Origin of the sequence: Streptantibioticus ferralitis (assembly GCF_029223525.1) — a bacterium.
Taxonomy (GTDB): Bacteria; Actinomycetota; Actinomycetes; order Streptomycetales; family Streptomycetaceae; genus Streptantibioticus_A; species Streptantibioticus_A ferralitis.
On the sequence record NZ_JARHTQ010000018.1, the window covers coordinates 35,646 to 54,796 of the forward strand.

Below are 19,151 nucleotides of genomic sequence, written 5' to 3' on the forward strand. Positions count from 1 at the left end.
AGCCATGGCATGGCCTCCGACCGCCGCTCCCGTGCTCACCGGATGATGTCCACCGCAGCCCGCTATCCGATCAGCATCGCGGCGAAGTTGGTCTGCGAGCGGGGAATGGAAGGCATCACCGACGCGTCGGCGACCATCAACCGATCCACTCCGCGCACCCGCAGCGACTCGTCGACCACGTGCGTGCGGCGCAGGTCTCCGATGCCGTCAGCGGTCCGGCCGATGGCTCGAAGAAGTTCGTGCGGTGCGCGAAGAGCTGGGCCTCCGGGTGGTCGTCGCCGTCCAGCGCGAAGGCCGGCAGCGTTCCCACTCCCCCGGCATCGCAAGCTGCAAAGGATCGGTCACGTCCATCTGCACCAGCGCATGGTCGGAGAGATGGGACCCCAGCTCGGGCGCGTCCACCATCACCGGGAGTTCCGAGGCGCGCAGGTGCTCCGCGGGTCCGATCCCCGAACGGAACAGGATCTCAGGAGTGCCGAAATTGCCGGCGCCAGGAGGGTGCTGATCCGGTCGTTGCCGACACGGTTGGGGTGCGTAACGTGTGACGGGAATGGGTCCGTCGGCCCCGTGATGCTCGGCTTCCCCGAACTGCTGGTCGGCTTCGAGGGCGCAAAACGCCGGAAGGCACTTCTGCCAGGTCCGCTCCGGCGAACCCCAGGCGTCATAGCACCAGGGGCGGCCGCGCTGCGCTTCCGCTGCGTTCACGGCCGAACTGCCGCCGAACACCCTGCCGCAGGGAAGGAAGTCGCCGGTATCCGCACCGGTGTGGTTCCAGTAGTAATCGGGCGGCAGCCCGATCTCCTGGCGCAGGATGTCGGGGACGCCCGGGCCGGGATCGGCGCCGCCTTCTACCAGGACGACCTCGTTTCCGGGATCCTCGCTGGGCTTCCACGCACAGGTCATGCCGGCGGAGCCCGCTCCCACGACCACTGTTCTCATGTGCACGTTCTCCGTACGATCGGTTGCAGGACAACCCGGGGCCGTCCCGCTCGCTGCCGACGCGGCAACCGCATTCGCGGGCCGGCCGTGGCAGCCAAATCCGACGCTGCCACGGCCCGATGTCCTTGCGCGCCGACCGGCGCTCTCCTTGCACTGTCGGGCACGTGACCATGCCCTCCCGTACGTGGAACGGGCGCTGCCGTGGCTTGTGTCGCGGAGGTGGTGGAGCAAGCCGGTGAGCGGGAAGCGGTCGGTGTCAGTGAACGCGGGCTTGCCGATCTGGCGTTGCAGGAGCAGCGGTTGGAGCCGCAGCGCCGGGCCAGGGAAGGAGCACGGCTCCGGACAGGCACTGCACGGTGGCCGTGTCCGTGCGGGCAGCGGGCTCTGCCCACCTGTTCAAGCGCCGACCGGGCCGGACCGCGCGGCCGGTCCTGACGTGCCGGCAGGCAGGGCGTCCGGCACCGGGCCGAGCCAGGTCAGACTGCCGTCAAGCCAGGCCGCGGCCAGCTCCACCCGGGAGCGGCGGCCGGTGCGTTGGTAGAGGCGTGCCAGCCGCTGCTCCACCGTCTTCTCGCTGCATGCCAGGCGTGCTGCGATCTGCCGGTTGGTGGCCCCGTCGCTGACCATGCCGATCAGCTGTACGTCCCGGTCGCTCAACCCTTCCTCGAACGAACGGTGCCTCGGCAGCGGCAAATTGAGCCGCTGCGCCAACTGGCCGAACAGGACGCGCACCGGCCGCCCGATCGCCAACTCGTGGACGGTGTGTGCCGCCTCGGTCAGCCATGGCATGGGGTCGTCGGCGACGTCCGTCAGGACCTGGCAGCAGTACAGCGTCAGGTGCCGGTCGCCGCGCCGCTCGACCGAGCGGTAGGCGGCATGCATGGCATCCGCGTCGCGGTGCAGCACGCCGCGCCCCAGGAGCACCGCCTCGCGTGTCATGGCCGTGCCCACCTCCTCGTGCAGCTCCTCCAGTTTCTCCAGGGCCTGGTGCGCGGTCTGCGCCTGCTCGCTTTCCACCGCGAACGTCAGGATGCGCAGCAGGAGCCTGTCGACGCCCACGAGCAGGCCGCTCCTGCGTGCCTGGCTGACGTCGTCCCACGCCGCCTCCAGTGCCTTGTCCGATTGCCCCGACCAGAACCGCACGCCAAGGCGTACCCGGGCCACCAGCGGGTGTGCGACGGTATCGGGAATCAGCTCCAGCCACTCGCGGGCCCGTGCCAGCTCCCCGCGGAAGCTGTGGATCTCGGCCGCCAGCGCCCGGGCCAGCTGTCCGACGCCGGACCCGCCGTCGGCCCGGCCAAGTGCCTCGATCCGCCGGGCGCCCGCCAGGGCGCTGTCCCACTCCCCGGCCAGGTAGTCGCGGACCACGGCGTGGTAGCGGATGGCGGTGCTGTGGCCGTCGGGCACGCTCTGCTGGCCGAGAACGGCCGCCAAGGCCCCTGCCAGGTCGCCGTATGCGGCAGCGCTCCGCAGCTGTTCGACGGCGGCCTCGCCGACCGCGTTCCGCGGCAGGTTCCGCACGGCGCGTTCCAGTGCCACGCGGCCTCCTACGGCGGCGGCCAGCAAGCGCACTTGCGCGGGCGAGGGGAGCAGACCGCGTCCGCACACCCCGCCGGTTTCCGCCGCGCCATCAGCGCCGGCCGGCCATGGCACCACCGGGCCGATCCCGTACCGGCCGCCGAGCGCGGCGAGCGCCGCGGCCTGCGGCATCCGCTCCAGCACCGCGTGGAATTCGGGCGCGGCGCCGGGCTCGTATGGTGACCGGTGCTCGTGCAGCGCGGCCAGCGTCCACATCCGCGTGACGAGTTCCAGGCCGGCCCGGTCGGCGCGCTCGGGCGCCTCGATGCAGGCGAGCAGCGGCTCGCCGAGGGCGAGGACGCCGCCATGGCCGGCGTGTCGAAGGCCTGAGGCGGCCGCCTCACGCAGCGCCTCCGACATCTCGCGGTCGCCCGGCGGCAAGCGGCGCAGCGCCGAAGAGTAGGCGCGTGCCGCCCGCGGCTGGTCGACCCTGGCATCCTGGCGCGCCGCGGCCAACAGCAAGGGCACCGCCAGCGCGTCGTCCAGCATCGCGCCCGCCGCCACCACGTGATCGGCCAGCCGGGGATGGCAGGCGCCCGTGGTGGCCGGTCCCAGACGGTCGGTCACCGACCGTACGACACCAGCGTGCACCGACCGGACGTCACGGCCGGCCGGCAACCTCCGCAGCGCCGCAGCGAGCGCGGGAACGGTGAAGGACACCCGGCCGTCCCGGTCGACGGACAGGACCCGGTCCCGGACCAACTGGTCCAGCGTCCGGCCGACATCGCCGCCCGGCACCGTCACACCGCACAGGTCCTCCAGCCGCAGTTCGGCATGATGGACGAGGCGTGCCAAGGTCCCGGCGATCTCCAGCCGCCTGGCGTCCGGTGCCGCGTCCGGCCAGCCCAGCCGGCACAGCTCCGCGACATCCGGGGCGCGCAGCAACCGGCCCTCTGGCTCGACGAGCCCGGTGCGGCCGCCCAGCTCCAGCAGGCCGCCGTTCTCGTCGAGCGTGGTCAGCACCGACAGCACGGCGGCGGGGTTCCCGGCCAGCGGCCCCAGCGCACCCAGCACAGCCTGCACCAAAGCGGGTTCAACCGCCCTGCCGATCCGCTGCTCCACGAGCCTGCCGACCTCGTCCGGCTGCAGCGGCGGCAGGTCAAGTACCCGGTCGGCCACCGCCCGTTCCTGGCCGCCCGGGCCCGCGGGCGCCCGACCAGCCATCACCACGGGTATGCCGGCAGGACGGAACGTACGCAGCATCAACCGCAGCGCGGCGGCCGTCTGCGGTGGCATCCGGTCGACATCATCGGCGAAGACAGCAAACGGAATATAGCTGGCGGCGTCCGCAAGCATCTCGCTCGCCATGGACAGCAAGGCCAATTCGCTGCCACTTCCGCCATCGGTGGTGCGCAACTGAACCCGGCGTATCGCGGTGATACGCACCGGAAGCCGACCGTCGTGGATCTTGGACAGGACACCGCAGACCGCGTCGACGAGGGCGGCGGCTCCGGCCGGACCACTGACACCCTCCCAGGCCAGCCGCAGCACCCTGGCGCCCCCACCGACCGCCGTCCTCCGCCCCTGTTCCACCACGGCCGTCTTGCCGGCACCGGCATCGCCGGTGACCAGCAGCGTCTGCGTCACACCAGACGACCGCAGGACCTCGGCGACCGTGCTGACCTGGCTGTCCCTACCGATGAGTGGCGCACGGCGCTCCACCACAACTCCTCACTTGCCTTTCCTTTGGTCTGATCACTCCCGGTCCCACCACTTCGTCGGGCACGTCATGCTGCACGGCAGCCACGCCACGGACCCGCCGGTCGAGGGAGCTTCGAGCCTGCCAGGTCGCCGGGAGCGGGGCGGCGTATGGCAGGCCGACTCCCCGCCGTCCGGATGCCCGTCCGGACATCGGCGGTCGTGGCGCGGCCCCGAGCCGGATTGCGGGCCTGCGTCCCATTGCGCCGCTCCACACCGCCGCTCCGGCGTCGTGCTCAGGACCGGCGGTCACGTGTGGTTCAGCGGATACCCGAGGACTCGGCGCGACGGCAATCCTCTCTGCCCCCTGTCCACCCGTCGCTTCCGTCGCCACGGTCCCCCCTCGCATACGCGGCACCTCGCCGAAGCCACCGGTGCGGCGGCGGCCCGCCGCGCAATCGCTCGGAGTCAGAGACATCGATGTCGCGTCCTGCGGTTGCGGCAGGAGAGGACTCACCGCGTCGGCGGGTTCCGCGAGATCTGAAGTGCGACGGCGCACACGGTGCGCGGGCTGATGCTCAGCCGTTCGGCCGGCCCTCCCCGGAGGAGACGCAAAGCACCGCCGATGCTTCTCCGCTGTCTGCAACCCGCGCGGCCAGATGACACCGCATCACCCACCCGAGCGACCCACATGACGATCAACGAAAACGTCGAAAGTCGAGAGCGTAGAGAACTCCATCATCTTGGAAGTCGTGCCTGTCAACATCCCAGCCCTGCAACCTATCTGACGGGATCATCACCATCAGCCGCCTCGCGACTACGCCGAAGCCCTGCAGTCCGGCGAGGAGGACTTGCACCTCCTTCGATTCACCGAGCCTCACGCTGCACGTGGATTCGGGGGCTCAGGCCGCGATGTCGGCGACGAGGTTCGCGGCGCGGTCGATGACGTCCTTCTGGTGGGGCTCGAGACGACGGCCGCCCATCGATCCGACGATCGGCAGCAGCGGATCGTCCAGCACGTGCGTGCCGGCTAGTGTCTCCAACGTCGCCAGCCCGCAGAACGGCACGTAGATCGGGCTGTAGCCGCCCTCGACCACGAGGACCAGCCGTCCATGCGCGGTGTCACGCGCCGCGTCCATCACCGTCCGCGTGAGCGCGGCGAACCCCTCGCTGGTGACCAGTTGGCGCGCCAGCGGGTCCATGGCGTTCGCGTCGAAGCCGCACGCCACCATGATCAGGTCAGGGCTGAACGCGGCGAGGGCCGGGGCCACGACACTGTCCGCGGCATAGCGGTAGCCATCGTCGCCGGTGCCGGGCGGAAGCGGGACATTGATGTTGTAGCCGGTGCCAGGCCCGGTGCCGCGGTCGTCGATCGACCCGGAACCAGGTGGGAAGCAGTTGTCCTGGTGGATCGAGATTGTGAGGACCGTCGGATCGTCGGCGAACAGGTCCTGGTTACCGTTGCCGTGATGCACGTCCCAGTCCACAATGGCGATCCGCCCGACGTCGCGTGTCGCGCGGACGTGGCGTACCGCGATGGCGATGTTGTTGAACAGGACGAAGCCCTGCCCGTGGTCGGGCAGGCCATGGTGGCCGCTGGGGTGAACCAAGGCGAAACCTTGGTCGACGACGCCGTCAAGCACGGCCTCCGTCATCGCGATGGCGCTCCCCGCCGCGACAGCGGCGATCCGGTCGCCGTGGCGACCAAAGGACGAGATACCGTCCCCCGCGTCACCACCCTTGGGCTGCTCGCTTTCCGCGCGGATGCGGGACACGTACGCCTCACCATGGACACGGGTCAGCTCCTCGTCGCTCGCCGTGCGGGAGGGCACGCGGTGCAGGTGCTCGACAAGCCCCGAGACCTCGACGAGCTCGTGCAGACGGCGCTTGGTGTCCGGGCTCGAGATGTGACTGGCGATGGGCTGGACACCAGCAAGCGGGTCGGCTGGGAACATCGGGCCGCTGCCGTGGTCGAACCATCCGAACACGGGGTCCCACAGGTAGCCAGTACGCATGACGCTCCCTCTCAACGCTGGATCAGATTGCTTTGCACTCTGGCACGACACCGGCACGCCGGGTGCTGTCCCGGACGGCGCCCTCAAGAACGAGCTCATCCATCGAACTACCTTCCCCACACGGGCACATGCCTACCGGGGCAGTCGTCCGCTACATCGAAATGTTCTACAATCAAAGACGCCTCCACTCCAACCTCGGCTACAGGACCCCCGCGGAAGTCAAGTCCGAGCACGAAGAGCTGCAGGCCACAGCATAAGAGACCCTCAAAACCGCTGTCCGAGAAGCACAGGACCCCTCAAACCATCTCGACATACGAAGGCTTGAGCGTCTGGGCGGACTCCTCCACGAGTACCAACATGCGTATCTGCGCGCCTTCAACCTCGCAAGTGGATCACGGGTGGTCATTGATACACCACTCCAGTGGCCATAGGGGCAAATTCCAGTGGCCATCGATACACCACGTCCAGCGGACTTGACCGCGTGGATCGTCAGTCTGCCTATAGTGGCCGAGCCGAGGTTCTGGAAAACCAACCAGCCCCATATTGGCCCGACTTGGCGGTGCCGGTCCTCGGCCGCCCGATCCGTCTGAATTCTGGATGCTGCCGCGAACTCACGCCCACCGCACATCGAGGGTGTGTACAGCAGGAATGAGTCCACAGGTAGACGGGCAGTCGGCACGGATGAGCGAGTCGAAGGCGGTGCGGGTGGACGGTGAGTGGTTGACCTGCCCATCACCCGCACTCTCTCATTGTCCAAAAAACGGAAAACTATAAAGGGAGCATGAATGCGTAAGATGGGGATGAAGTCGGTAGCGGTCTCCACAATCGTCTCCGCCGCTGCTGCGGCTTCCCTTCTGGCTGCGGGTCCCGCGTCCGCAGCAGCATCCGACAACGGGTCTCCTCGCGAGGGCATGGTCTTCAGTTCTCTGCTGGAGTGCCAGACCTACGGCAACACATGGGCCCAAATGGGAGGCCTTACCTCCTACACCTGCACCCCCTGGGGGAGTGGCTACCAGTTCAACTGGTCCTAAAGACCGGACAACAGCCAATACTGTTTGCCCCGCGTATTTTGACGAGGCATGCAGTCTGAGGCCTGTCCCGTAACTCTGGATGCCGCTCGCGGGCGGACCTGGCTGCGCGGCGCTTCGGCGAGTCTGCAAGACAGGGCAGAACCGGGCAACCTGGTCCGACGACGGTGGCTCGCCAACCGCCGTGCTGAGTTACGGGACAGACCTTAGTAGGGTCGGGGACTGGCGCGGTGGCTGATGCTCCGTTTCCAGTCCCCGACCTTACTAGCGCGAGGTCGCCGGTGGGCTTCGCGATCAGACCTGCGGTCACCGCTTCATCGTCACTGTTCCGGCTATGTGACCGCGCGTAGGTAGGCTTCGGCGAAGAGCTCGCAGGCCTCCTCCACGGATGGGAGGTCGAGGCCCGGCATGGGTTCGAGGACGGGCCGCAGGAGGATGTGGTTGACCACCGGGCCCAGCAGGAGCTGGATCAGAATCGGGAGCGGCAGCGGTCGCACCCGGCCCGCGTCCACGTGCGGCAGCAGCAGCCGGGCGAGGCTGTCGAACAGGCGCGGGAAGTACGCCCGCACCGCTCGCGCGGCGGGCCCGTCCGGACGGCTGAAGAGGTCCGCGAAGATCGCCGGGAGCACCCGCGGCTCGCGCTCGAACGTCGTGATCACGGCCCGGTAGAGCCCCCGCACGGTGTCCTCCAGGCGCTCCGGCGGATCGGCGGCCAGGGCCTCGAAGTCGGGCAACGGGCCGTAGAGCTCGTAGACGGCGGCGAACAGGCCGTCCCGGCCGTCGAAGACCGTGTGCAGGCTGGGAAGCGAGCACTCGGCCCGCTCCGCGACGGCGTCCAGGGTCACCGTGCCGAGGCCGCGCTCGGCGACGAGCTGCGCCGCCGCCTCGATCGCGCGCTCGCGGACCGGCGGGCGTCCGCCGGGGTCGACGCCCGCCCGCCGGACCGCCTCGTCCAACGCGCCCCGGGAGCCGCCCAGCCGACGCAGCAGAGTGCTGCGGGAGACGCCGGCGGCGCCCGCGATCGCTGTCAGTGGGACGTCCGCGACGTCTTGGCCGCGCTCCCTCGCCGCCGCCAGGGCGGCGGCCACCAGATCCCGCAGCTGCTCCTGTTCCTGCATGTGCAACATGATACTACTTGACGCATGAGACCATTCCAGAGACTCTGTATATGGGAGTTCCATCCGGAATGAGGGGAGAGCGTCATGAGCGTCGTCATCTCCGGGGGCGGACCAGCCGGAATGATGCTGGGCCTGCTGCTGGCGCGGGCCGGGATCGACGTCACCGTGCTGGAGAAGCACGGTGACTTCCTGCGCGACTTCCGCGGAGACACCGTCCACGCGTCCACCGTGCGCCTGATGGACGAGCTGGGTCTGGGCCGGAAGTTCGCCGCGCTGCCGCAGAGCAGGCTCGGCAACATGGAGATACCCACCTCGGACGGCCGCCAGGTGCGGCTGACCGACTTCGAGGGCCTGCCCACGCCGTACAACTACATCGCGATGATCCCGCAGTGGGACCTGCTCAACCTGCTCGCCCAGGCGGCCCGGCTGGAGCCGTCGTTCACCCTGCGGATGAACACCACGGCCACCGGGCTGATCCGGGAGGGCGGCAAGGTCGTCGGCGTCCGCTACCGCACCCGGGACGGCGAGGAAGGCGAGATTCGCGCCACCCTCACCGTCGCCGCCGACGGCCGCCACTCCGCGCTGCGCCAGCACGCCGGTCTGGTGCCCCAGGAATTCCCGGTCCCCTTCGACACCTGGTGGTTCCGGCTGCCCAGGCATGCCGCGGAGCAGGCCCAAGAGCCCCGGCTGATCCCTGCGTTCCGGGTCGGCGAGTTCGCGCTGAGCATCACCAGGAACGACTACTTCCAGATCGCCTACTTCACCACGAAGGGATCTGACACCCGCCTGCGCGCCGAAGGCATCGAACGCTTCCAGGCGCGGATCGCCGACCTGTTACCGCAGTACGCGGACCGGGTCGACCAGTTGCCGAGCATGGACGACGTCCACCTGCTCGACGTCCGGCTCAACCGGCTTCGGCGCTGGTACGACAACGGCCTCCTGCTCATCGGCGACGCCGCCCACGCGATGTCCCCGGCCGGCGGCGTGGGGATCAACCTCGCCGTCCAGGACGCGGTCGCGGCGGCTACGCTGCTCGCCGAACCGCTGTGCCAAGGCCGGCTGACCACAGCCGACCTGGCGAAGGTGCAGCGGCGGCGGTGGCGGCCCATGGTGATCCTGCAGCGCGTACAAATGATGCTGCACAACGGCTTCTTCGCCCCGGTCCTCACCGGCCGCCGGGTCGGCCCACCCACCTCGGTGGTCCTGGCCACCCGGTACCTACCGGGGTTCCGTCAACTCCCTTCCCGACTGGTCGCGTTGGGCCCGCGCCCGGAGCACGCCCCGGCCTTCGCCCGGCGCTCTCCGGCTGAGTCGGCGAGAGCGTAGGCCCCGTCGTCCCCACGAGGTCCAAGTGCCCAGGTGTCGTGGTGCATCCCGGTACCCGGCCCCCAGATGTGATGCTCGACGGTGCCGCCGGTGCCGCGCGTCCCCGATCTCGGCCACCGCGAGGTCACTGGCCGCGTCGGTGGGGATCGTCTCGCTCTGGAAGCCCTGCTCCACGTCCCACTACACGTGCTCGATTTTGAGTCCTTCCACAACGGGCATCGACCGCACCGATCGCTGAAGCGAGCCGCACCACTTCGCCCCACGGCCCGAACCGATCGACGTGCCAGAGCAGGTCAGGCACTCGGAGGTCCGCTGACGAGACCGACTCGGAGGGACCCTGCACGAGTACCGACGTGCTGCCTGAGCAGGCCGGATGATTAATCGGCACCCGCACTGGCGCGAGACAGCGGGGAAGCCCGAGTGCTGCAAGGTTGCAATCCCTGCCCCAGGCGGGGAACCCCTGATCTTCTGCAGCACCGGCTCGAACTGGGTGCAATCGGCACGCTGCCCAGGGGTGACGATCAAGGACAGCGGTCGGCAGCACCCGTCGGCGCTCAGGTAGATCTTGCTGGTGAGGCCGCCCCGCGAGCGCCCCAGGCCCTCACCTCCCGCACCACCTCCACCAACCGGCCGACCAGGCTCTGCCACGGCGTCTCGGCCTGGTGTTCTGCCGCCCCGCCCCCCTTTGAGGTCGTCACAGACCTCTGCCATCTCCTCCTCGCCCGATCAGGCCCCAAGGCCCTCCTCCCTCGCTACACTTGCTCTCCGTCACTCGTAGGCCACGCTGCGCCGTGGTAGGAGCGCGCTACGACGTGAGGTGCCTACCGGGGGGAGGCCGCGTATGGCCCTCGAAGTACTCTTCGCCGACGATTGCGGCATCGGGGATCGACACGACCGGGACGAGCTCGTCGCGATCATGCGCGGTATCGCGATGAGCCATCACCAGCAGAGCGGCCATTGGCCCGGCTCCGTACACGCCATCACCGTCTTGCGCAGGTTGGCGGGGGGACGGAGCGGATCTGAGGTCCTGGAGATCCTGGTCGAACATGGCCAAGGCCGCTCTCGGCAGGTGGTGAAGGTATCGACGGGTGATGCGGCGGCTCGTGAGTGGCAGGCGTTCACCAACGTCGTGCAGTCTCAACGGCAGGTGATGTACGTGCCGATCGTCGCAGTGAGCCGTGCCGTCCTTGACCCCACCCGCGCCGCCACCGGTGAGCGACAGGCCGTGGTCTACCAACATGCCTCTGATCGCGTAGGCGATGACACAGGCTCCGTCCGCACACTGGAAGAGTTGTTCGACCGTGCGCTGAGCGGCACGGAGGAAGACGTTTCCAGTGCTCTGCAGGCTGTCGGGTCCTTGATGCGCCGCCTTCGAAACTCGCTGTACGGCGGGGCGGCGGCCAGCTCCAATCAGCTGTCCTTGCGGGAGTTCAACGAGAGCCTGGGTCCAGATCTGGAACTTGAGGTCGACACCGTCAAACGGACGGCTGATGCGAGCATCCGACTGCACGCCGGTTCACCCAGTCAGCGCGAACTAGAGTCGCGACGGGTACATGGTGGAGAGGTGCTGAGGACATCGACGGCACCTGTCGGCAGCGCAGACTCCGCCTCACTGTCGGTCGGAAGTTCCACATCGTTGACGTTACGTCAGCTTCGCATGGACGGAGCGAAGATAACGGGCCGCGTGGACGCGACGACAGTCACCGTGCACACCGTGGGAGAGGCGAGCGAGCAGCCGCTCCCACCAGAGCTCCACACCTTGGAGGCGTTGGACGTCTACGGACGCGTGGTCGCGGTACGTTCGCGGCGATGGTCGGAGCTCATGGCACGGGTGCTTTCGCGCAGCGGAGACTTCAGCGAGGACCCGGTGGCCCTGACACGTAATGGCTGCTCCGTAGCCCACCCTCTCCGCTCACTCCACGACGTCTTGGATGTTCCCGGCGAAGGCCGAGTGCGATCGGACGTCCACGGGGACCTCAATCCCCGCAATGTTCTGGTCATCGGCGGATTGATCTTCTTGATCGACTACGCGGCGGCAGAGCGGAACGGCTACCTGCTGGCGGATCCGGCGTGGCTGGAAATCTGCCTGTTGCGTGAGGTCGTGGCGCAGAAGATCGGTTGGACCGACATGTGCCGACTCCAGCGCTATCTGGCGCTGGCCAGTGTGCTCGCCTCGCACTGGGGAGGTGAGAATGCCGTCGATCGCGTCGCCACCCAACTGGCGCGGTCCCTGGATGAGACGTCCCCAGCCTTGGGCGTCGCGTTCCAACTGCTCTGGGCGGTACGCCGCGGCGCTTGGCAGGCCACGCCGCGAGCTGCTCAGGGCCGGTGGGCAGAACACTATCTGCAGCACCTGACTTTGGCGGCGTGCCGCACCTTCAAGTGGGCGGACGCCGATCAGTCGGAAGTCAAGGTGAGCGCCTCGGCCATCGCCGCCGGCGTGGCGGCCGAGTTCATGGATGACTGCCGACACCAACTCTTCAAATGGTGGCCGGCAGCGGATCTCGTCACGGCCTGCACGGCGCTGCTGGCCGACTTCGCTCCGCCCTGCCCGCGGTCCGCGGCCCTGCTCGCCGAGGCGATAGCCGAGAGCGACCGTCGGCAGGCGGATCCGCAACCGTCCGGCGTACGCTTTCAACAGCGACTCCCGGCGGTCATCAACGCGTTGGGTGCAACGGCGATCGAAGGCTGCCGCGCGGAGTGCAGAAACGGCGAGAGAGGCTACATCCCGCTGGAGGCACGGGAGTTGAGCCCCAAAGAGCCGATCTCCAAGGGGGAAGGTGCCCTGGCGATATCGCCCAAGCACTGCCTTGAGTTGCTGATGCGGCATCCAGCGGTGGTCCTGATCGGCGACAGCGGTTCGGGAAAGACCACGGTGATCCACGAACTGCATCGTCGGATGCTGGATCGCCTCACTGCGCCGATCGGCGGCTGCGGGTGGGAAGACGACGAGCCGCCACCGTGCCTGCCGCTGACCGTCAGCGCGTTACGACTGAGCGAGATGGTGCGCGGCGAATCCGGGGAAAACGCGGCTCAGTTGCTGTACGAGGCCTGCGCGTTGCGCCAGTACCTCACCGCGGAGTGCCTGAGGCATTTGCTGAGCCTGGGCGCGGTTCATGTCACGATCGACCACATGCACATGGTCGGCGCAGCAGACCGGGGCGGTCTGACCGCGTGGCTTCGGGACTTCCGTCAAAGCTTCCCCCGTGTCCATGTCGTCGTGTGCCATCGCGCGTGGGACTACCATCCCGACCTCCTCGGCTGGCCTGCGGTGGTCCTGCACAAGGTCACGCCGCAGCAGGCACGTACGTACATCGCCGACACCCTCCGCACTCAGCATCCGGGCAACTGGCAGAGGATCACCGGGCATCTCGAAGCACGCTTGTTCGGGGACCCGGACGCCGTGGCATTGCGGGATCTCGCCTGTACTCCTCGCTTTCTGCGTATCCTGGTGGATCACTACGCGCGCACGTTGCAAGTCCCCGCCAGCCCGGTGACGTTGCTTCGCGAGTACGTAGTACGTCTGCTGGCGGCCGACGACGAGATGGCGGCGGACGAGCCCGATGGTGAGCTCCCGCCGGAAATCCGAAGGAAGCTGTCATTGCTGGAATCGCTCGTGCGTCATATGACCGACCGCGGTTCCGTCATCAGCTACAGCGATGCCGTCGAGATCTTCGCCAAGTTCCGTCAGGACAATGCCGAGCAGGAGTTGAAAGATCTGCTGGCCACCGACGTTCTGCGCAGCGAGGGATCCTGGGTCGCCTTCTCCGCTCCCCTGGTTCACGCCTACTGTGCGGCCTCGGTGCTGGAGCGCAACGCCAGTGATGATCTGGAATCCGTAACCGAACGCATCCTGCACTTCGACTGGCGGGAAGCCGCCCGGCTCCTGGTCGCCAAACCAGGTGTAGACCCGGCGGTGATCTCCGCGGTGCTGAGGAGCGCCATGGCTGCCAGCCCCGCCTATGCGGCATGGTTGTTGCTGGTGGTGGAGTCCCCCGCTTCCCCCTTCAGCCGGGAACTCCTGGAACAGCAGCAACGCACCCTCTGTGCCAGCAGCAGTGGACGTGCGGCCTGGAAGGAAGCCGCATACGCCCTGGCGAGGTACGGCAACGAACAGGCCCTGAAGATCCTGCAACGCATCACCACCCATTCCGGGAGCGCCCCCCAGGCCGCGGAGGCGGCGCTTGACGGACTGGTGATGATGCATCGGTGGGCGTCCGGGCCCCGTGTGCCAGCGGCCACGAAGGCGCTCGAAGAAACCCTGCGACACCTGCTCGATCCCGCTGCGGACAGACAGCCCGTGCCGGACTCGTTGGTCCTGCGCGCACTTCGCAGCGCGGCGGTGGCCGGTCTGACAAGCCTGGCCGGGCATATCTGGTCACGCGTCCATCTCTCCGAACCGTGGGCCGTCGTTGAACAGGCATGGCGCACCCTGCGGCAACTGGCCATCCTGCCTGATCGAAGGCTGCGCGCAACGTACGTCGAGGCTTGCGGGCGCCGACTGGCCGACATCAATCAGGAACTGCGCACCACCGCCGACACGCTGACGGCGGACTCGCTCAATGAGCAACGCATGGTGCTGCTGGGCATCATGGCGTTCGCAGGCCATCTGGAGACGCTCCTCGACCATCGCTTCCGTGCAGGTCTGGCAGAACGGCCTCAGTGGCAGGCGATGTTGCAAACGGCGGCGGATAGCCGTATCCGCTGCTCCCCTCTCGATGTCCTGGCCTCCCATCTGCTCACGCCGCCCGACCCGAAGGCATGTCAGGAGTGGCTCACCTTGCTGACGGAGGAGAACGACCATCTGGCCGTCATAGCCGCCCACCGTCTCCTGGCCGAGGGCTACACCGTGGAGGCTTCACGCCTGGAATCCATCGGCAGCTCTGCGTCCCCGGCCCGGCTGGCCGTTGTCGCCGGCTTCGTCCACTGTTTGAGCCCCCGCGACCTGGCAGTGATAGAAAGACTGGTCGACCTGCACAGTTCGCGCATCGCACCCGACTACATCGAGCCGCTGTCCTGTCTGGTGTCGGCGGCTGGCACCTTGGACCACGAACTGCGGCCCCGGCTGGCACTCACGGTCCAGCGGGCACTGAGCGAAGATCAACTGGAGAACGCCCTTTACTGGCCTTGGTCCGCGGCCTGGCGGCAGGCCATTCCCGACCGTACGGAAATCGCACAGTTCCTGGCGCTGGAAGACCATCAGGATGACTCGGCCGCCGCACTGGCGTTCCTCAGCAGTGTCGATGTGCTCCTGGACGCTCCACCACCAACCCAGTCACCGCCCTTGACCCTGGCCGACCAGGAGCGGCTGCACAGTCTCCAACCGCGGCTGCCGCAGGGACTGCCGGCCCACCGGTTCGTGATGGTCGCCGCCAACGCCGGTCTGTACGAGTCCCTACGGTTCGCCCTGGAGGTCGCCCAGGATCCCCTGAACATGACAGAGCTGACCTGGCATTCCCACGGTCAACACGGCCTGGTGGAAGTCTGCTTGGCCGCGCATGCCACCGCCGCCGTGGGCTATCTGGGACGACTGGCCTACTTCGAGGGCCATACGTCTTACGCCGAGGATGCCTACCACGCCCTACTGCATATGGGGCCGCAGGCCGAAGGCCTGCACGCGAGCTTGGAGCGGGCCCGGCTCATCGGCCTTGGGTTCCTCGGCGACTGGCGCGATCTGCTGTCGGGTATCACTCCGGACGATCCGGTTCTCGCCAGCGCCGCTCACAACATCATCGAGCACTGGCTCCCCGGGCCGTTCACCCTTCAGGGGGAAACCTGCCTTCCGCACGTCGCGTCGTGGATCAGCGGCCGTCTAAAAATGGACAGCCTGCCGGCTACCACTCGTGCGGTCCTCGCCGGGATCCGCGACAACATCAACTCCAAACTGGGGCGCTATGTTCACTGAGGCCAGGCGTGCTGTCCCGTCACCGCAGGCCCAGTTCACGCTTGGCGGCGGCTACCACCGAACGACGCCCCCGCGACGCGGCGATCAACGCCTCTCCTCGTGTCTCACCGGTTTCCGCCTCCTGAACCGCACGTTGCCGCCGCAACAACTCCTCACCCGCTTGCAAAACGTCCTCCGAGGCGAGCAACCGCAACCGTGTCAGCTGGGTTCGCATCTCGATGTAGGTCTGCCGCAGGCTGTCCGCACGGTCTTCCCTGCCCGGCGGCACGGACTTGGCCAGGTCGGAGTGACGCCAACTGGCCTCCAGGAAAGCGACGAACGCGTCGGTCAGCGCTTCGCGGGCCCAGCGGCGCTGTTCGCGCCGACCGCCCACAACCGTGGTCACCACGAGCGTCGCCACACTCGTCAGGGCCGCCGCCCAGGCAGCAAACGCGCTCAAGTCCGTCACACATGGAATTGTGGCCGCTACTCCGAACGCCGACCACCGCATTGTGCGGAACCATCGCCGCCGCACGCCAATTTCAGCAAGAATGTGCCTTGGCTAACCCCGCTTGCGTGCCGGACAGTTGGTCCACTGCACGTGGCGCGCGTCCTATGTCGCACGCTCAGTCCAGTACCGCCGGGGGGAAGGGCCCATCATGTCCGCTGACGCCGCGAAGAGTGACGAGAACTCCGGCTCCACAGAGCCGACCCCGCCCAGACTCGATTCTCTTCGGCAGCAAATGCTCGACGTCCTGGCCGGTACACCCCTGTTCAAGTCCTCCGGCCGCAAGGTGCTCTGCCTGGCCCTGGAGCGGAGTATGGGGACGTCCATTCCTGACACAGATCCTCATGCTCACCCTCGCGTACAACTATTGCAACTTGTGACGCATTGCACAGACCGCGCCGAGGGGTCGCATGCTCTGGCCAAAGCGGTAGAGCTGCTGATGGGCGAGTCACCAGCCACCCGCAAGATGCACGCCCTCGCCGATCGCTGGTCGGCCCCGACATGGCTGCCTGAATCCGACCTTGCCTTGCTGGAAGGACTACTGCGTCGAGTATCCGCCCCGGACGCCGCCGTCATCGCCCAGGCGTCGCTGCATCCCCTCCTGGCACCACTGCCCCCGCACTGCACGGACGCCTCAACCATCCTGCTGCACCTGCTGCGCCGCAATGCCCTGCCGAACGGCCTGCCCTCGTTCATGTCCTTCTTGGAGCACTTGGCCCTGGTGGCCGACGGGGCGACAGCGGAGAAGATCCAGGAGTGGAACGACGGCCGGGCGCACCGGTGGGACCTGGTTTCCGAACTCACCGAATGCCGTTCCAAGGCGGCCGCCGCATCCCCGCCGTCCGCCCCCCTTGCGCCCCGCGCCATGTTCGTCCTGCTCCCGGACGGCCTGCAGACCAACTACTACATCCTGAGCATGTGGCACGAGAGCGGTGGCCGCGACGGCGCACCGTCCATGCGGGACAGCGATGTGCGCGTGCACCAGACGGACATCCACCGAACCGTATACGAGCGTCTCAGCAGCTTCCGTCAGCACTCAGGTGGTGAACTCCCCAGCATCACCGTCGAGTTCTGCCTGCCCCTGTCACTGGTCAACCAGCCGGTGGCGGAGTGGTGCCGGTCACCCGCCGGCACGGCGAAACCCGTTGACTGCCAGGTCATCGTCCGCAGCCTGGAACGTCTACGGAGCCCCGGCTGGCACGCTTCATGGCACAGGCGGTGGACGCACCTCATGCACGAGGAGGCCGATGTCCGGTTGCCCGACACCTCCCCCGAAGTCTCCGTCCAGGACGAGCCCGACGTCAGTGCGCTGGTCCTGAGCGCTCCTCCGGATGCGGAGGAGGGACGCAATGAGCTCATGGCCGCCATCCGGGCCGGCGTCCCCGCCATTCTCTGGCACCGCGAAAACTGCTCCGCCCGATCCTTCCAGCTCTCTGTGGAACGCCTTCTCTTCCAGGGGTCGCTGAAGGACCTCCCCTCCCGCATCGGCCGACTCCAGCACACCGCCGCAACCGAGCAGAGCGACGATGCGATCGCCCTGCGCGATGTCACCTTGCTTTGGGATGACCCCAGCCGCCCCCTTCCCACCATGAATCCTTTGGTGGCGCCGCGCGAGGCGGTGCCATGACGCACCCGGGCGTCTCGGCCGGACCGGCCCCTCTCCGGCCCCCTTGGATCATCACCGCGCCGCCGGTGGCAGCCGCGGACTCGCAGCATGACCGAGTCCGCCCGCGCACCAACCCATATCAGCCCATGTTCGGCGCGCCTCCGGCCTCCTGGCCGCCGGTCAGACCGCTGCCTGCCGCGGAGGCGGCCGCCAGCACCTTGCAAGCGCTCAAGTCACCGCGCCCAGGGGGCGCGGAACACGGAGCGCTCGCCGTCCCCAACGCGCCGGGCGCGGCACCATTGGCACCCCACCACCGGTCTGTCTGGGACCTCGTCCTCGTTGTCGACATCAGTGCGTCGATGGTTGCCTGGTACCCCACCGTGGACGCCTTTGCGCGCAAGGCCCACGAGCTTTCCCTCTTCACCGACGTCCACACCGTCAGGCTCTACAGCCAAGCCAACGGCGGCCCTGACGCGACGGTCGACAATGCCGCCGCGCAGAGGGCCAACCTGCACACACCAGACGGCGGAGGGCGTCGCAAGGTCGTCTTCGTCATCACCGATGGGGTCGGCCACGCTTGGTCATACGGTTCACTATGGCCCCGACTCAATGCCTGGGGCCGTCATCACACCCTTGCCATCCTGCACGTGCTTCCCCATCAAGAGTGGACCCGCACCGGCGTGAGCACCCGGCGGCTCAAGCTTCGCTCACCACACCCGGGCAGCCCCAACAGCGAGATGGCCCACCGTCCGGAAGAGGTCGACGCCACCGAGAAACCAGCGGAACCCGATGAGTTCACCGACAGGGAAGTCGTCATCCCCGTCCTGGAAATGCGCAAGCGCTGGCTTCAACAATGGTCTCGGCTAGTCTTGTCCAACCTCTGGGTCCCGCATCAGGCGATCACTGTTCCAGCGCAGTACAGGTCGCCCACGCACCTTCCGCATCCCGTGGAATCCGGCGACGACGTGGACGCCGGCGATCGCGTCAACTCCTTCCGCGGCTCCGTGTCGCCTACCGCCTTCGAGTTGGCTACCTTGTTGGCCGCCGCTCCACTGAACCGCCACATCATGCAGCTGGTACAAGCCGAACTACTCCCCGAATCAGGCCCTGAGGAGCTGGCGGCTCTCCTCACCAGCAACCTGCTGACCGCCGTCAACGCACCTTCGGACACCGATCCGCACGACCGCATCACATTCGAATTCCGGCCTCAGGTCCGGCAGTTCCTCCTCGCCGCTGGCACATCCCCCCAGACGCTGAGGGTCGTGAAGACCGTCGAAAGATATCTCTCCCCGCACAATGACGCGGTCAGCGGAATCAGCCAACGCATCGAGAACCGCATCGCCGCGGAAAGTCCCGCCATCACCTACGACAACTTCCCTTATATGCAAGTCGAGTACGCCGTCCTCACCGCTCTGTCAGGTCCGCACGGGGAGGCCGCGAAGGGGCTCGGCGCCAGGCTTGAGCAGTACCTGTACAGCAACGGACACTCCGCCAGGTAGCGTGCGAACGGC

10 protein-coding genes are annotated in these 19,151 nt (G+C 67.8%); 4 read left to right on the top strand and 6 right to left on the bottom strand.

The features are described 5' to 3' along the window. Positions 1-62 precede the first annotated feature (62 nt). From P2L57_RS24600 to P2L57_RS24625, 5 genes are all read right to left on the bottom strand, one after another. Positions 63-326, bottom strand: coding sequence for a GMC oxidoreductase (locus tag P2L57_RS24600; protein ID WP_275818174.1), 264 nt, complete (start codon positions 324-326; stop codon positions 63-65). Continuing rightward, positions 208-939 carry a GMC family oxidoreductase N-terminal domain-containing protein gene (locus P2L57_RS24605; protein WP_275818176.1) on the bottom strand — a complete coding sequence of 244 codons (732 nt, stop codon included), beginning with the start codon at positions 937-939 and terminating at the stop codon, positions 208-210. Before P2L57_RS24605 ends, P2L57_RS24600 begins: the two co-directional genes overlap by 119 nt. Before the next feature lie 396 nt (positions 940-1,335). After that, a complete protein-coding gene (locus tag P2L57_RS40315; RefSeq protein ID WP_275818178.1) occupies positions 1,336-4,179 on the bottom strand; it encodes a helix-turn-helix transcriptional regulator in 2,844 nt (947 codons plus the stop codon). Between the two features lie 878 nt (positions 4,180-5,057). Next, positions 5,058-6,170 (bottom strand): histone deacetylase-like amidohydrolase, encoded by a 1,113-nt coding sequence (locus P2L57_RS24615; RefSeq protein WP_275818180.1) that lies wholly within the window; start codon positions 6,168-6,170, stop codon positions 5,058-5,060. Between the two features lie 1,360 nt (positions 6,171-7,530). After that, entirely contained in the window at positions 7,531-8,316 is a 786-nt protein-coding gene (locus P2L57_RS24625) for a TetR/AcrR family transcriptional regulator (protein ID WP_275818183.1), read from the bottom strand. A gap of 84 nt (positions 8,317-8,400) precedes the next feature. On the opposite strand from P2L57_RS24625, the gene P2L57_RS24630 reads away from it, so the two are divergent. Further along, positions 8,401-9,642 (top strand): FAD-dependent oxidoreductase, encoded by a 1,242-nt coding sequence (locus P2L57_RS24630; RefSeq protein WP_275818185.1) that lies wholly within the window; start codon positions 8,401-8,403, stop codon positions 9,640-9,642. A gap of 841 nt (positions 9,643-10,483) precedes the next feature. Then, on the top strand, positions 10,484-15,547 hold the full coding sequence (locus P2L57_RS24640; protein WP_275818187.1) for a hypothetical protein: 5,064 nt from the start codon (positions 10,484-10,486) through the stop codon (positions 15,545-15,547). A 19-nt stretch (positions 15,548-15,566) separates the two neighbouring features. Here P2L57_RS24640 and P2L57_RS24645 read toward each other — a convergent pair whose 3' ends face one another. Further along, a complete protein-coding gene (locus P2L57_RS24645; RefSeq protein ID WP_275818189.1) occupies positions 15,567-15,995 on the bottom strand; it encodes a hypothetical protein in 429 nt (142 codons plus the stop codon). Positions 15,996-16,269: 274 nt separating this feature from the next. On the opposite strand from P2L57_RS24645, the gene P2L57_RS24650 reads away from it, so the two are divergent. Then, positions 16,270-17,661 (top strand): VMAP-C domain-containing protein, encoded by a 1,392-nt coding sequence (locus tag P2L57_RS24650; protein WP_275818344.1) that lies wholly within the window; start codon positions 16,270-16,272, stop codon positions 17,659-17,661. Positions 17,662-17,939: 278 nt separating this feature from the next. After that, positions 17,940-19,139, top strand: coding sequence for an SAV_2336 N-terminal domain-related protein (locus P2L57_RS24655; RefSeq protein ID WP_275818192.1), 1,200 nt, complete (start codon positions 17,940-17,942; stop codon positions 19,137-19,139). The last annotated feature ends 12 nt before the right edge of the window (positions 19,140-19,151 follow it).

Excerpts from the sequence above, each read along its gene's own strand:
- P2L57_RS24640 (WP_275818187.1), top strand. The coding sequence starts at position 10,484 with ATGGCCCTCGAAGTACTCTTCGCCGACGATTGCGGCATCGGGGATCGA.
- P2L57_RS24625 (WP_275818183.1), bottom strand. The coding sequence starts at position 8,316 with ATGCAGGAACAGGAGCAGCTGCGGGATCTGGTGGCCGCCGCCCTGGCG.
- P2L57_RS24615 (WP_275818180.1), bottom strand. The coding sequence starts at position 6,170 with ATGCGTACTGGCTACCTGTGGGACCCCGTGTTCGGATGGTTCGACCAC.
- P2L57_RS24605 (WP_275818176.1), bottom strand. The coding sequence starts at position 939 with ATGAGAACAGTGGTCGTGGGAGCGGGCTCCGCCGGCATGACCTGTGCG.
- P2L57_RS24650 (WP_275818344.1), top strand. The coding sequence starts at position 16,270 with ATGCTCGACGTCCTGGCCGGTACACCCCTGTTCAAGTCCTCCGGCCGC.
- P2L57_RS24630 (WP_275818185.1), top strand. The coding sequence starts at position 8,401 with ATGAGCGTCGTCATCTCCGGGGGCGGACCAGCCGGAATGATGCTGGGC.